The sequence below is a fragment of the Bacteroides sp. 14(A) genome (assembly GCF_000526555.1).
Lineage (GTDB): Bacteria > Bacteroidota > Bacteroidia > Bacteroidales > Bacteroidaceae > Bacteroides > Bacteroides cellulosilyticus.
The window spans coordinates 1,491,965-1,507,107 of the sequence record NZ_JAGH01000002.1 but is presented as its reverse complement, the minus strand read 5'-3'; the positions used below and the strand labels follow the sequence as shown (position 1 = coordinate 1,507,107).

Annotated in this window: 15 protein-coding genes; 3 read left to right on the top strand and 12 right to left on the bottom strand. The window is 41.8% G+C overall.

All coding sequences use genetic code 11. The features are described 5' to 3' along the window. Positions 1-58: 58 nt before the first annotated feature. The 4 genes from K429_RS0112980 to K429_RS0112965 all read right to left on the bottom strand — a co-directional run bounded on the left by K429_RS0112980 (position 59) and on the right by K429_RS0112965 (position 4,162). Entirely contained in the window at positions 59-1,003 is a 945-nt protein-coding gene (locus K429_RS0112980) for a FecR family protein (RefSeq protein WP_026367186.1), read from the bottom strand. Between the two features lie 198 nt (positions 1,004-1,201). Continuing rightward, on the bottom strand, positions 1,202-1,765 hold the full coding sequence (locus K429_RS0112975; RefSeq protein ID WP_026367185.1) for an RNA polymerase sigma-70 factor: 564 nt from the start codon (positions 1,763-1,765) through the stop codon (positions 1,202-1,204). 338 nt (positions 1,766-2,103) lie between these two features. Further along, the gene (gene buk, locus K429_RS0112970) at positions 2,104-3,186 is read right to left on the bottom strand and encodes a butyrate kinase (RefSeq protein ID WP_007219485.1); all 1,083 of its coding nucleotides are present in this window, start codon (positions 3,184-3,186) and stop codon (positions 2,104-2,106) included. Between the two features lie 61 nt (positions 3,187-3,247). Beyond that, positions 3,248-4,162 (bottom strand): phosphate acyltransferase, encoded by a 915-nt coding sequence (locus tag K429_RS0112965; RefSeq protein ID WP_007211933.1) that lies wholly within the window; start codon positions 4,160-4,162, stop codon positions 3,248-3,250. A 244-nt stretch (positions 4,163-4,406) separates the two neighbouring features. On the opposite strand from K429_RS0112965, the gene K429_RS0112960 reads away from it, so the two are divergent. Genes K429_RS0112960 through K429_RS0112950 form a run of 3 tightly spaced genes read left to right on the top strand, consistent with a single transcriptional unit; the run spans position 4,407 to position 6,820 of the window. After that, positions 4,407-5,369, top strand: a complete 963-nt coding sequence (locus tag K429_RS0112960) for an LD-carboxypeptidase (RefSeq protein ID WP_026367184.1) — start codon at positions 4,407-4,409, stop codon at positions 5,367-5,369. Next, a complete protein-coding gene (locus tag K429_RS0112955) occupies positions 5,366-6,361 on the top strand; it encodes a M28 family peptidase (RefSeq protein ID WP_007219484.1) in 996 nt (331 codons plus the stop codon). The genes K429_RS0112960 and K429_RS0112955 overlap by 4 nt, the downstream gene beginning before the upstream one ends. A gap of 30 nt (positions 6,362-6,391) precedes the next feature. Beyond that, positions 6,392-6,820: a SufE family protein gene (locus K429_RS0112950; RefSeq protein WP_007211929.1), complete on the top strand. Its 429-nt coding sequence runs from the start codon at positions 6,392-6,394 to the stop codon at positions 6,818-6,820. Between the two features lie 75 nt (positions 6,821-6,895). Here the strand turns inward: K429_RS0112950 and K429_RS0112945 are convergent, their stop codons facing one another. From K429_RS0112945 to K429_RS0112910, 8 genes are all read right to left on the bottom strand, one after another. Continuing rightward, positions 6,896-7,105 carry a helix-turn-helix transcriptional regulator gene (locus tag K429_RS0112945; RefSeq protein WP_007211928.1) on the bottom strand — a complete coding sequence of 70 codons (210 nt, stop codon included), beginning with the start codon at positions 7,103-7,105 and terminating at the stop codon, positions 6,896-6,898. Between the two features lie 26 nt (positions 7,106-7,131). Next, entirely contained in the window at positions 7,132-7,761 is a 630-nt protein-coding gene (locus tag K429_RS0112940; RefSeq protein ID WP_007211927.1) for a DUF2975 domain-containing protein, read from the bottom strand. Positions 7,762-7,776: 15 nt separating this feature from the next. Then, the gene (locus tag K429_RS0112935) at positions 7,777-8,433 is read right to left on the bottom strand and encodes a DUF2975 domain-containing protein (RefSeq protein ID WP_022209706.1); all 657 of its coding nucleotides are present in this window, start codon (positions 8,431-8,433) and stop codon (positions 7,777-7,779) included. Then, entirely contained in the window at positions 8,430-9,209 is a 780-nt protein-coding gene (locus tag K429_RS0112930; protein WP_026367183.1) for a type II CAAX prenyl endopeptidase Rce1 family protein, read from the bottom strand. The genes K429_RS0112935 and K429_RS0112930 overlap by 4 nt, the downstream gene beginning before the upstream one ends. A gap of 313 nt (positions 9,210-9,522) precedes the next feature. Continuing rightward, on the bottom strand, positions 9,523-10,440 hold the full coding sequence (locus K429_RS0112925) for a bifunctional riboflavin kinase/FAD synthetase (protein ID WP_026367182.1): 918 nt from the start codon (positions 10,438-10,440) through the stop codon (positions 9,523-9,525). Between the two features lie 18 nt (positions 10,441-10,458). Next, on the bottom strand, positions 10,459-11,076 hold the full coding sequence (locus K429_RS0112920) for an HAD family phosphatase (RefSeq protein WP_007211922.1): 618 nt from the start codon (positions 11,074-11,076) through the stop codon (positions 10,459-10,461). Between the two features lies 1 nt (position 11,077). Beyond that, positions 11,078-13,762 (bottom strand): calcium-translocating P-type ATPase, PMCA-type, encoded by a 2,685-nt coding sequence (locus K429_RS0112915; RefSeq protein WP_026367181.1) that lies wholly within the window; start codon positions 13,760-13,762, stop codon positions 11,078-11,080. Positions 13,763-13,836: 74 nt separating this feature from the next. Next, entirely contained in the window at positions 13,837-15,132 is a 1,296-nt protein-coding gene (locus K429_RS0112910; RefSeq protein ID WP_026367180.1) for an ATP-binding protein, read from the bottom strand. Positions 15,133-15,143: the final 11 nt, after the last annotated feature.

The following is a 15,143-nucleotide window of genomic DNA, read 5'->3' as shown; positions in this document are numbered from 1 at the left end:
TGTCCCATTTTTATAAAATATGATGTGTGTTATTCCATAGGCAGAATATTTTAAAGGGTTAATTAATAGTTATCACATTATTTTCGTCATCTTTTGTATAAGTAAATCTATTATTCAATCTCAGTACTTTCAGCACATGCTCCACTCCATCTTTGGTTCTGAACTTGCCTGTATAGCGATTCTTGAATATACTGGTATTGTTTACCACAATATCCACTCCATAATAAAGTTTCAATTTTTCAATCATATCCCTGACGGATATATCATTAAAACAAAGCAAACCTTCACGCCATAAAAAATAGTCTGATTCTTTAATACGTCCTTTCACCAGCCTGGTACCTTTCAGGCTTGCCATTGTGTTTGGCTCCAACTTCAACACTCCTGCGGATGGATCCGATAGCTGAATTTCTACCGCTCCTTTCAGCAAAGAAGTTTCCCAGACACTATCTTCCGCATAAGCCAATACGTTGAATTCCGTACCTAACACCTTTACATTGCATTTACTCGTTTCCACTATAAAAGGCCTCTCTTTGTTCTTAGCTACTACAAAATAGCCCTCACCATCTAATTTTACTTTCCGGTTATTGTCTTTAAACTTTTCCGGGAAAGTCAATGTACTCCGAGAATTCAACCACACCTTTGTACCATCTGCCAACATTATTTCTGTCCGTTGTCCGGCAGGCGCATAAATAGATTGAAGTGTACTGCTTTCCGCAGTCTGATGTTTATTATCCCAATAGTGTGTACCTAATAAGACGATTGCAACCACTGCCGCTGCTTTAGCCATTTCCACCCAGAGTGTATGCACAGAAAATATTTTTCCTGCTTTTTTCTTTTCTACCACTGCCGGCAGTGTACGCCACAAAGCGATATCATACAATTTGCGTTGCGCCATGTATTCACGCATATTCTCAGGCTTTTCCTGCATCCACTCGGTTATGTGCCGCTTCTCTGCTTCCGTGGCATTACCGGATATATATTTCTGTAATAACTCTGTATCCATATTCTATGCTATTCTATATAGTTAACGACTAAAGTGGAAACATCCCTAAAAGAAAAACTAAAAAAATGAAGTAGTACTTTATTCAGTAGAAGAAATGATAAGAAATGCGCTTATCAGACGGCTAATTGAAAAGAGGCAAAAAGATAGATTTCCGATTAAATCTCATTTATGTTCTCTATCTTAAGAACAACGTATAATTTAGAATTTAATATAAAAATAGAAGTAAAAGAGGGGCAGATAATCCTTCAAGGATACCCGTAGTACCTTCAATGCCTTTGAAATATGGTATTCCACTCCCTTAATGGAAATTTTCATTTCTTCGGCAATTTCTTTATTCGACTTATTCCCAAAACGGCTTAAAAGAAATATCCGGCGTGTCTGCTCCGGCAGAAGGTCTAAAGTCTCACGAACAATAGATTCCACTTCTTCCGAAAAGATCTCATTGGGGTTACAGGCTTCCAGAGTGGAAATTCGAGTGGAAAGTTCAAAATGATGCCAGTCAGTCATAAATTCAAAAGCTGTGCGTTTCACCTCCTCATGTTTCAGATAATCCAGAGCTTTATTCTTCAGGATAGTAAGTAGAAGGGGTTCCACATAATCTATCGCTTCTATTTTCAGCTTCTCCCACAGCCTTATCAATGACTCGGAAGCGATGTCTTCAGCTGCCAAATCATCGTGAACATAAGACTTTGCAAAGAAAAAAGATTTCTTATAATAAAAGGCATAGATATCACTGAAAGTATTTCCTATTTTATCATTCATCAGTCACACTCTATTATGTTTTTCATTCATTGCACTAAATATCATATAGCAAAGTTAGCAATAAACATTTAATAACCCGTTGGGAGAATTATCTTTTTGATCGGAGGGAAACGAACATATGCTTACTACTTTTCTATCAACACATTACATTTACCTACTATTTACCCTAGGATGTAAAAGCATTTACCGCAGGATGTAACGACCTTTACCCCATATTGTAACGCTCTTTACCTCGGCATGTAACGACCTTTGCCTCAGTATGTAAATGAAGTTACCATTTGGCATAAACATAATTTTCATGGAATGAAACAACCGTCGGGCTTATATCCCACCAATCATCACTTATAGACTTGTATCGGCAACTCCCCGCGCAATGCTCCCAAAACGTTAACAGCAAGCGCTTCCAACTCATCTTCTCCAGGGTACACATACACTGGAGCAAGAAAAGATACACGCTCTTTCAGACGGGAAATAACATACTCTGAATGTGCAATACCGCCTGTCAGCAAGATTGCATCTATTTTACCAAAAAGCGCAACGGCGGCAGCTCCAATGCTTTTGGCAACCTGATAGATCATGGCATTCAACACCAATTCGGCTTTTTCATCTCCGTCTTCAATAGACTTTATGATGGCAGGTATATCCGTAGTGCCAAGGTGCGCTGCCAGACCGGCATGGCCGGAAATGCGTTTCTTCAGTTCATCCTTTCTAAAACGATGGGAATAACAAAGATCAATCAACTGCCCGGCAGGCAATGTTCCCGCACGTTCGGGAGAGAAAGGACCTTCACCGTCAAGCGCATTATTCACATCAATGGCACGCCCGTTATGGTGAGCCCCAACAGAAATGCCACCACCCAAATGACAGATAATCAGATTCAAGTCTTCATAGCGCACCGGATGATCGGGAGAAGCGGCTGTTAACTCGGCAGCATAACGGCGGGCAATGGCACGCTGGTTCAAAGCATGCCAGATGGTAATACGTGGCATCAGTGGAGAACCCGTGATACGGGCTATCTCATCCAGTTCGTCCACGACACCGGGGTCAGCAATAAAAGCACGGCAATCGGGAAGCAATGCTGCCAATTCGGAAGCTATAAGGCACCCCAGATTACACGCATGGCTTCTCATGGCATGGGTTATATCATCCAGCATGGCGTCGTTCACCTCGTACACTCCGCCCGGAATGGGTTTCAGTAATCCTCCACGCCCTACGATGGCATCAAATTCAAAAGGAATACCATTCTCTTTTAAGGCCTCTATTACCAGATTCTTGCGGAATTCAAACTGGTCGATGACGCGAGGGAAATGGGAAAGTTCTCCTACCGAATGGCGAATGTTACGCACCAAAAGCGGAGTTGTGTCTTCGTATACTGCAATTTTCGTTGAAGTAGAACCGGGATTGATAGCAAGAATTCTCATAATTTAAGATTTGACGATTTACAATTTACGATTAGGATCACCTACTTTATCACCCTGCCACTTAGTCACAGGCACAAGTGAGACATGCCATAGCAATACTATAATATTTAGAGAGACCGGAATCACTACGTGAGGGCAACACCACCGGACATACAGGACCTTGCAACAGACCTGCCATATCAGCATGGGCAAACAAGGATACAGCCTTATAAAAAGCATTTCCCGATTCGATATTAGGGAAGATCAGCACATCCGCTTCTCCATTGATAGGAGATGCAATCCCTTTGATATCACCGCTTGTCTTCTCACAGGAAGTCTTTACATCCAACGGACCATCGATTATTACATTTCCGAATTCTCCGGCCTCCGCCAACTCCACGATATTGACATAATCTAACGAATGGGGGAACTTGGCACTTACCTTCTCCGTACAATGAATAAGTGAAATGCGAGGTTGTTCGATGCCAAAGTGGCGACAAGTATGGATGGCATACCAGATCATCTCTATGCGTTGCTGCAAAGTGGGTCGCGGAATTACGGCGGCATCCGAGAAGAACAGCAACTTATCATACGTAGGAATCTGCATTACAGCCAGATGGGTCAGGATTTTACCCTTAGGCAACAGGCCTTTTTCTTTGTCAAGGATAGCATGCAACAAATTATCTGTATTGATAATACCTTTCATCAAAATATCCGCTCCACCCTCACGAACAATACGTACAGCCTCACGCGCCGCCTCATCGGGATCCTCTATATGCACCGTACGGACGTACTGGGGATATTTCTTCAATGTAGGATATTTTTCAAGAATCGCAGAGTCGCCAATCATCAGGAACTCCGCAATCCCTTCTTCCAGAGAACGGGCAATGGCGTATTCCGTATTGGGGTCATTAGCACAAACTACTGCAATACGTTTCCTTTTGTTCAAGGATTTCAAGTGTGAGGTTAGTTGATCAAAGCTTCGAATAGGTTCCATAACGTTAGATTTTTAGCAAATATCTGAAAAAATGTCGAGAAATGCAGCATAACACTCCAGGAAATTTCGCAAGCCTTATTTCATTTTGATAGTTTACACCACAGATTACACAGATTAACGCAGATTATTACTTTTCACCATGATTAGAATAAATCTGTGTTAATCTGTGTAATCTGTGGTGTAAACTAAATTTCGTTTTGAGTTATTTTATGTACTTTTGTCCCCATACGCAAAATATTGAATTATGAACAGCCTTATTTTTCCGTCATACGTACAAAAAGGTGATCGTGTCATCATCCTTTCTCCTTCCAGCAAGATAGACAAGTCTTTTTTGAAAGGAGCCAAAAAGCGTTTGAAATCCTGGGGACTGGAAGTGGTAATGGCTAAACATGCCGGAAGCTCACACGGAACGTATGGAGGCAGCATCAAACAGCGCGTAGAAGATTTACAGAATGCGCTGGATGATGAAAAGGCTAAAGTTATTCTATGCAGCCGTGGCGGATACGGAGCAGTGCACCTGTTAGGGAAGCTCGATTTTACCCGTTTTCGTGAACATCCTAAATGGCTGATTGGTTTCAGTGACATTACCGCATTACATAATATGCTCCAGAAAGAAGGTTTTGCATCACTCCACGCCCTGATGGCACGCCATTTGACGGTAGAATCCGAAGATGATTTCTGCACATTGGCACTCAAAGATATCCTCTTTGGACATTTTAATCCGGAGACAGCAGAATCTGTAGAAATCTCAGAAAATGGTTTCAGCTATATTTGCCCCGGACACAAATTAAACCATAAAGGAACCGCCAGCGGCATTTTACGAGGTGGCAACCTGTCCGTATTTTATGGGCTGCGCGGCACTCCTTACGATATTCCCGCTGAAGGAACCATTCTCTTTATAGAAGATGTAGGCGAACGTCCGCATGCAGTAGAGCGCATGATCTACAATCTGAAACTGGGCGGTATATTAGAAAAACTATCCGGCCTTATTATCGGACAGTTTACGGAATACGAGGAAAACAAGTCTTTGGGGAAAGAGTTATACGGTGCAATTGCCGACCTCGTGAAAGAATACGATTACCCCGTCTGTTTTAATTTTCCGGTAGGACATGTCAGCATGAACCTGCCTATGATAAACGGAGCGGAAGTAACGCTGGAGACCGGAAGAAAAGAAGTGAAACTAAGTTTTAATTTAGATAAAGAATGAAACGGAATTATACTCTCATCCCTTTATGCTTGGTGTTGCTTGCATTCATAGCATGCAGCAACAATACCAAGAAGGCAAGCGACGACACTGAAACAACAACCAAAAGCGTCGTCAATGTTCCACAGTTCAACGCAGACAGTGCTTACCAGTATGTGAAAGCACAGGTTGACTTCGGTCCACGCGTTCCTAATACGAAAGCACATGTGGATTGTGGCAATTATCTGGCTGATAAACTGACAGAATTCGGTGCAAAGGTTACTAGCCAATATGTAGACTTACCTGCCTATACCGGCACATTACTAAAGGCCCGGAATATCATCGGTTCCTACAAACCGGATACAAAAAAGCGTATTGCACTTTTTTCTCATTGGGACAGCCGTCCGTGGGCAGACGCTGACCCGGACGCTAAAAAGCATTACACCCCCATTTTAGGTGCCAATGACGGTGCCAGCGGTGTAGGCGTATTATTGGAAATAGCACGTCATTTGCAGAAACAGTTGCCGGAAATGGGTATCGATATTGTTTTTGTAGATGCTGAAGATTATGGAACACATCAGGCTTACAACGGCCCGCATAAAGAAGAATACTGGGGACTTGGCTCACAGTATTGGGCGCGCAACCCGCACGTACAGGGATATAATGCACGCTTCGGTATATTGTTGGACATGGTAGGTGGCAAAAATGCAGAATTCCGTTATGAAAGCCTGTCTCATGAAGTAGCTCCCAATGTCAATGAGAAAGTCTGGAAAACAGCCAACGCTTTAGGCTTCGGGCGTTATTTTGTACAGAAAAAAGGCGGTTTCGTTACCGATGACCATACGTTCATCAACAAGTATGCGAAAATCCCGACAATCGATATCGTCCCTTACTATCCGGAAGGAGATTTCTTTGAGCATTGGCACACCGTGAAAGATGATATGGATGCCATTGATAAAGCTACATTGCAAGCAGTAGGACAAACTGTAATGCAAGTAATCTACAGCGAAAAATAAATCATAAATTATAAATCATAAATCTGCAACATGAGTATCAATGAATTACAAGACGAAGTGATCACCGAATTCAGCGACTTTGACGACTGGATGGATCGCTATCAACTCCTCATAGACTTAGGAAACGAGCAGGAACCGCTCGACGAAAAATATAAGACGGAACAGAATCTGATTGAAGGTTGCCAAAGCCGTGTATGGCTGCAAGCTGACGAAGAGGATGGAAAAATTATCTTCAAAGCAGAAAGCGACGCTTTGATTGTAAAAGGTATCATTTCGTTGTTGATGAAAGTCCTTTCCGGGCATACACCGGACGAAATTCTAAATGCCGATCTTTATTTTATTGATAAGATAGGATTGAAAGAACATCTTTCTCCTACCCGTAGCAATGGTTTGCTGTCTATGGTGAAGCAGATGCGGATGTATGCGCTGGCTTTCAAGGCGAAAGATAGTAGTAAATAAATAGAATGATAAGATGGTGGGATGGTAAGATGAATAAAAAACATGACTGATTCATCTTACCATCCCATCATCTCTCTATTCTTCTCCTTCCTGAAATTCCAAAATATCTCCCGGCTGACAGTCCAGCACTTTGCAAATAGCCTCCAGTGTAGAGAAACGGATAGCTTTTGCCTTTCCCGTTTTCAAAATAGATAAATTGGCAGGTGTAATATCCACCTTTTCAGCCAGCTCTCCTAAAGATATCTTTCGTCGAGCCATCATTATATCAAGGTTTACTATAATCATATAAATCACTTTTATCAAGGTTAGGATTAAATAGTCAGATCCTGTTCTTCCTTCATTTTCACACCTACGGCAAATATCTCGGTAAAGAGAACAATGACCACCAATGATACCCAATCTTCGGACATGCTGAAACCCTTTATTTCATACCCGGGCAGACTCACTTGTTTCACCACTTCAATATAATTCAGCCATTCCATCAACGCATTCAAGATGCTAAAAGCTAATAAAGAATAAGTGAATACGCGCATTCTTACCACATTGTCATGAGTAAACACATTACGCTTCGATATGGAAATTAAAACCCGTATCAGGCAGTAAATTCCGGCAAGAATAGCCAAAACAGCAAATGCACCAAAGCAAAACACAATACTACTCCAGGTCGACGGAACAATAGCCACACTTACTTTATCTATTTTGTAAGGAAGGTTTTCATTCATTTTACTATTACGCAATGAATCCAATATTGTTGTTTCCAGAGGTCGTACCTCCACAGGGATACCTTCAGGCGTGTATAAGGCTGGCGTTTCCGCACGGGCACTTTTACTTCCCGCCAGAAAACTGTCACGTTCTTCTTGCCAACCGGCAGTAAAAGAAATGGCAAAATCTCCTACAATCACCAGTATCGCTAATATCCCCAATATTCTAAATTTCTTCATAATCGTATCATTTCTTTAAATTGTCAATTCCTGTTCTTCTTTCATTTTCAGTCCGATAGCGAAAACTTCTGCTACAATCAGGGCTGAAATCCCCAATACCAGAGAAGTAATATGCACCATATCCGCCATACTCAATGAATAACCTGTCACTGAAAAGACTTTTTCCACGTTATGAAAACTCAGAAACGCAAGAAGGAAGGTACATACAAAACCAATAATAAGCAGTACTCCTAAACGTCTGAGACGCCGGACATTCTTCCAATTGAATATATCGGATTTATTGATCGACACAATAAGACGGATAAAAAGTACTACAGCCCAGACAATGGCAACATAGTTTAAAATAAGAATCAGGAGAGAAACAATCCGTGATAAAACACTGGGTTGTGTATTCACACTGACTATCATTTGCCCGTAAGCAGCAGGTACATATTCACCGGTTTTTTCATTATAAACAGAATCAATCAAGATATCTCCGCCTAAATCTTTTGGTACCAGTTGCACTACTTGCACATTGCTGATCTCTTCTTTAGCCTTTGCATCAATCTTAGAGTCAAAACCTTTCTCGATCCCGGCCTTAATTCCCAAACCGACATAATAAGTAGTTTCTAAAACCGAATAACCCAGCACGAGCAATACGATCACGCAAAGAATATTCAATCTCCTTTTCATATTTCAGTAGTTGTATTAGATAATTTATAGGTATTCATCATTCTCCAGGACAATATAAACAAAAGGAAAGCAATTACGAGACCTGTCAGATAAGCTTTTTCTCCAATTAATTCACTGCTATATTCCACATCCGGGAATTTAAGAGCAAGATAGACAGAAAGGCTGTTGTTCATGATGTGAATCAGAATACAAGGTATCAGACTATGTGTCTTATAATAGATCCATGCAAGAATAAAACCGATCAGCGTAGCTCCTACCATTTGCGCCGGATTCATATGAAAGATACCGAATATCAGACCGGATATTAAGATAGCTACTAGCGGATTATACTTCTTCAGAAGAACTTTAGTGATTGCTCCACGAAACAGTAGCTCCTCCAAAATGGGTCCCAATATAGCTACACAAATAATCCCTAACCAACCGGATTGCAATAAATCAAAAGTATCGCTCAGCCAGTCAGGCAAAAATGTGAGATGGGACATTAAAAAATCAATCAGATAAATCATGGAAATTCCCATCATAGCACTCCAAGATAAATAAGATACAGACACTGGAGAGTATAACCTCTTATCTCCTGTCAAATAGCCTTTTTGCCACAAATAAATCAGCATAAAAACAAATCCTGCCAGCAGAGTGGGAGCCAAGGCAAATTCGCTTGCTCTGTCTACAGTACCGTATTTTACATACGCATAGATCATAGTGAATGGCCCCACTGCCAATGCCCCGAGAATTTGCATCGCCAAGTAAATAAGAGCCAGTTTTATTGCAGTTTTCATCGTTGTCGTCCTTTAGAGTTTACAAAGATATATTTTCTCTATCAAATCATCAAACGGTAGCTCCTATACCGCAAAGAACAGCCATCAACATGGAGAGGGAAATCACTAATAAAGAAATACTCATAAATGCCTTTTTCATAATCGTCAACCTTTATATGTTTTGTTATTCAATAATAATTTATCGTTTTTCGATATGCAAATAAAAAGGTATTTTTTGAGACTAACAAGTAAAACAGAAAATATTTATCGAAAAACAATAAAAAAAGTACGTTTTTCGATAATCATACAAGAAATATAAACAGAAAAGGAGATATTAAAGATAACGGGAAGCTATTTCTTTATCTTTATGAAGCTGGGCAATCAGTTCATCTATGGAATCAAATTTCAACTCAGGACGAAGATAGCGGACAAAAGAAAGGCAGATATATTGCTCGTAAATATCTGAATGGAAATTAAATATATTCACTTCAATACTACGATCCGTACCGTTAGCCATTGTAGGACGATAGCCAATACTGAGCATACCACCATAACTCTGACCTGCTACGGTAACGCGCACTGCATATACCCCATCAGAAGGAACCAACTTATCCGGATCATCCACCCGAAGATTTGCAGTAGGAAAACCTATTTTACGACCGACACGATAACCACTTACTACTATGCCATTCAAGAAATAATCATATCCCAGGCAAGAAGCAGCTTCCGAGACGTTACCTTCCGACAGCAATTGCCGGATAACAGAAGAGCTTACTGCAACATCCTTATCTATATATGCATGTGCAAGAATAACTTCTATCCCCAACTCCTGCCCATAGCGTACATAGTCATCAAAACCTTCACTACGGTTATGACCAAAACGATGATCATATCCTATAACAAGGGCACGTATATTATAATGATTGTAGAGGAACAACATAAACTCCTTTGCTGAAAGAATGGCAACTTCAGGAGTAAAGTCAAGCATCATGCAATAGTCCAGACCGGTTTCAGCGAGCAAAGCAACCTTTTCTTCATAAGTGGTCAGTAATTCAGGGTGATACTCCGGCTGTACCACCTTGCGCGGGTGCACAGGAAAAGTCACCACCCCCGAAGCAAAACCATGTGCAGCAGCTACTTCGCGCACCTGTTCAATCAGGTACCGATGTCCTCGATGTACTCCGTCGAAAAAGCCTATGGTAGCAACACAAGGCTGAGGAAGCACCTCCGGTATGTTACGAAGCAACTGCACTACTTTAATTTTTAATGGTTACTTAAACAGATGACTCCAGTCTTCACATGCTTTCGGCGTATAGGTAGAAATACCCAATGTTTCCGCCACACGACAATTCTCAGTAGAATCATCTATAAAGAAAGTTTCTTTCGGATCTATGCCTGTTTCCTCCAACAGCTTCTCAAAAATGGCAACGTCCGGTTTCACCATCTTCATTTCATAAGAAAGGAAAATTCTCTCAAAATAATCTTCTACCCGGAAAGCCTTGTAGTGAAAAGCATGCTTGCAGGACCATTTCCAGTGAATTTCATTGGTGTTGCTCAATAGATAGACTACATATTTCTCACGCAGTTTCAACAACAAATCCAACTTATAGGTAGGAATACTTCCCAAAAAACTATTCCAGGCAGCATCTATACGGGCATCGGTCACTACCTTCCCTATTTGCTCACGAATCGCATTCCGAAACTCCGCACTGGTAATCAGTCCTTTTTCATGCTGCAAGAAGAAACCCTGCTGATGACAGACATCAAGCATAGCCTCTACATTGGGCATGCCTAACTTTGCAAAATTCTCAATACAACGCTGGCGGTCCAAGTCAATCAATACGCCACCAAAATCGATAATAAGGTTTTTAATTCCTTTTTCTTTCATTTTATTTCTGAGTTAAACGTCGGATGAAACGTATCGCCTCACCCACCCATAATACCAGTGAAGTGGAAGCAATAATAATCACCCAAGTGACTAAATCAAGCGGCACAGTACGGAATACGGCACCACCGAACTGTACTATAAGGAACTGTCCTACTAAAATAGCAAGTACTATCAGTTCCATACCATACGATTTGGAAATCCCTTTGAAAGCGGAGTCTGTAGTACCAAACACACGTGCATTGAAAAGGTTCCAGAATTGCAGCATCACGAAGAATGTGAAGAATATGGTCAAACGTTCCGGTGTCATACCGCCCTCGGCATGATTAAACCAGTACAACATTCCCATTAGTATAATCAGGAAAGCACCACCTACACCTAAAATATAGGAGCGCATGGCTTTCGAAATAATAAAGTCACTGCTACTGCGCGGTTTCTCTTGCATAACACTCTCGCTGGGCGGAATAGAAGCCAGAGCCAAAGCAGCAAAAGTATCCATAATAAGATTTACCCACAACATTTGAGTTACAGTCAGCGGTAATTCCGTACCTATCAACGAACCAAGCAAAACGATAAGCAAAGCCACAAAATTGATAGTCAACTGGAAGACAATGAAGCGCTGGATATTCTTGTATAGCGAGCGTCCCCACATCACGGCAGTACCGATACTATTGAAAGAATCGTCAAGCAAGGTTATGTCACTGGCTTCCTTAGCCACAGACGTTCCCGTACCCATAGAAAGACCTACCTGTGCATGATTCAGTGCAGGAGCATCATTCGTACCGTCTCCCGTTACGGCTACCACTGCACCTTTTTGTTGTAACAACTGCACCAGACGTTGCTTGTCTGTAGGACGCGCACGCGACATTATTTTCAGATCCATCACACGGTCGAGTGCTTCTTCATCCGTCAGATCAGCAAAAGCAGCCCCTGTTATCCGGTTGCGTTCCGTATCTTCCGGTTTCCACAAACCAATCTGACGTGCTATTTCCGTAGCCGTACCCGGTGTATCTCCCGTAACAATCTTGATATCGATACCGGCCGACTGACATTTCAAGACTGCCCCAGGCACATCCTGACGGATAGGATCACTGATAGCAACCACACCCAGGAATGACAAATCATGATCGGCAACCAATTCCACACAATCCCTTGTATCCGTATCTTCCACGATCTTGAAAGCAAAACCAAGAGTACGCATCGCCATATTCTGATAACCCAGCAATTGTTTTTCTACCGTAGAGCGATACTCTACCGCATCTACCCGTTTGCCGTCCAGAATAACATCCTTACATTTGCCTAAAACAATTTCAGGAGCACCTTTCACGTACAATACCTTCTTACCCATCAAAGGAGACTTCACCAAAGTCGCCATGAATTTACGTTCGGTAGAGAAAGTCAACTGATCCACAACCGGAGCATTCTCACGTAATTCCAGATAATCCCGATTCCTGCTATTCAACCATAAAAGCAAGGCTACCTCTGTCGGGTTTCCGACTCCTTTCGGTTTTTCACCTTCGGCTATCTCTTCCAGAAAAGCAGTAGAATTGGTACTGATACCTTCTATCACCAGTTTGCTGATATCATCTTCACCGACTTCTCCACCATTTTTCAAACCATAGAAGCTCGGTTCATAAACTTGCATCAGATTCTGAGTCAATGTACCCGTCTTATCCGTACAAATCACTGTAATTGCCCCCATCGTCTCGCAAGCATGCATTTTGCGAACCAGATTATTGGTAGAAAGCATACGGCGCATATTCAATGCCAGACTGAGCGTCACACTCATCGGCAACCCTTCGGGCACTGCAACCACAATCAGGGTTACTGCCATCATAAAGTATTGCAGGGTAGCTTTCAATGCCGGAAGCCAGTCTGCAAAAGTGTGGAAGGTTGAAAAAGGATATACCAGTATTACATCTTTAATAAAGAAAATGGCAAATGCCAGTCCGGCCACCGAGAAGCCGATCTTACCAATCAGATTGGCAAGTTTGGTAAGCTGTATGTTCAGGGGAGTAGGTTCCGTACTCTGTTCCGTACTTTGTCGGGCCACTTTTCCGATTTCCGTATCATCGCCCACACTGAGCACTCGCATTGTCCCATGACCGTCCACAACGGTAGTACCACGCAGCACACGATTGGAAGCATACGTAGCTTCTTCATCAAAATCCGCTTCGACAGTCGTTTTATTTATAACGGGTTCACCGGTCAGATTTGATTCATTCACCTGCAAAGATATGGCTTCCAGCAGTTCACCGTCAGCCGGTATTTCTTCTCCTGTTTCCAGGACAATAATATCTCCTACCACCACATCTTTCCGAGGTATTTCCTGCACACGACCATTACGGACAACTTTCACCAAAGTTTCCTCATTTACTGCATTCAGCAGATCAAATTTTTTATTGGCGTCATATTCAAAGAAGAAACCGATTCCCGTAGCCAGCAATATAGCGGCAATAATACCGATTGTCTCGGCATATTCATTCTCTACGATCGAGATGATCAAAGAAAATAGTGCAGCCACCAAAAGCACCCTGACAACAGGATCCTCAAACTTTTCAAGATATAACTTCCACAGGGAGGGACGCTTGGGGGGCGTTAACAGATTGACTCCGTACTTTTCGCGGCTTTTTCTTACTTCGTCGTCAGTAAGTCCGCCATGATAAAAATCATCCTTCATTGCAGTCATGCAAATTGTTAGCTTTAATTAAGAGCCGCAAAAATACAATATTAATTTGGGATAGCGAATGTTATTAAATCTTTTTATAAGTTAGTCTTGCCATCAATCTCCGTGCCTTGTTCCTTAATCTGGCGTCCATTAATCGGGAGGGTAAACCAGAATGTAGATCCCTTACCGTATTCAGACTCCACACCAATCTTTCCACCCAACTTACGAATTATCATTTCGCAGATAGCCAGCCCCAGACCGGTACCTTTCTTATTCTGCTCTACCCGGACAAAGCGTTCAAAAATATGATTTACCTTATCTTCCGGAATACCGCTTCCGGTATCTTTCACATAAAAATAAAGACCTTCAGCACAACGATTATAGCCAAAAGTAATGCTACCCTCATCTGTAAACTTCACAGCATTAGTCATAAAATTGGAAACCACTTGTTGCAAACGATTTCTATCGGTATACATAACACATTCATCAGGAGGTGTTTCCCTGATAATCTGAATAACGGCAGATTTATCTTCCAGTCTCATACGGAACAATTGTTCTATATCAAACATCAACTGATTGACATCTACCTCCGAGAATGTAAATTCCAATGTACCTGCCTCTATTTTTGAAAGGTCAAGAATATCAGCAATCAACTGCTGCAACAACTCGTTGTTAGAATGCACTATTTCCAGAAATTGCGTCTTCTCCTCTTCCGTACTGGCAGAAGCCAGCAATTCGGAGAAACCGACAATGGCATTCAACGGTGTGCGTATCTCATGACTCATATTGGCAAGAAAAGCTGATTTGGAGCGATCTGCATTTTCCGCTTTTTCACGGGCTCTGTTCAATTCCGCTTCCGCTTTCTTCAGTCGGGTAATATCATGTACAGTAATTACCATACCCTCCTTATCGTCTATTTCCATGTATTCACCGGAAACATACGTATCACATTCGGCTACTTCGCCCCTCCTATCCTGTATATCGAGTATAGCTTCTAAATCCGTGAAGCTACTTTTAGCACGAAATGTTTCCTCAATCTTCTTTCGGATAGGACAATTGCCGCAAAGTTCATGTGTTCCACAACCACCTTCGGCAGACAATGCATTGTTACAACGCAATAAATCTCCCACACGAACCAGTCTGCCTTCCGGCTTACGGGCTTTGGTGATATCATAGTAATTCGTCCGGGTTACTACAAAATCCCTATCTATCAAAAGAATAAAAGCATGGACATTTTGCATAATAGAACGAAACAGTTCTTCGGAACCGCGTAATGCTTTCCTGGCATTTCCTGCTTTAAGCAGCAGGCGTCTACTTCTACCAAGTTCAAATACATATAATAACAGTACTCCTACAAGCACCGCCATACCGACCAGAATTAGTATCGTCATAAAGAGTTCAT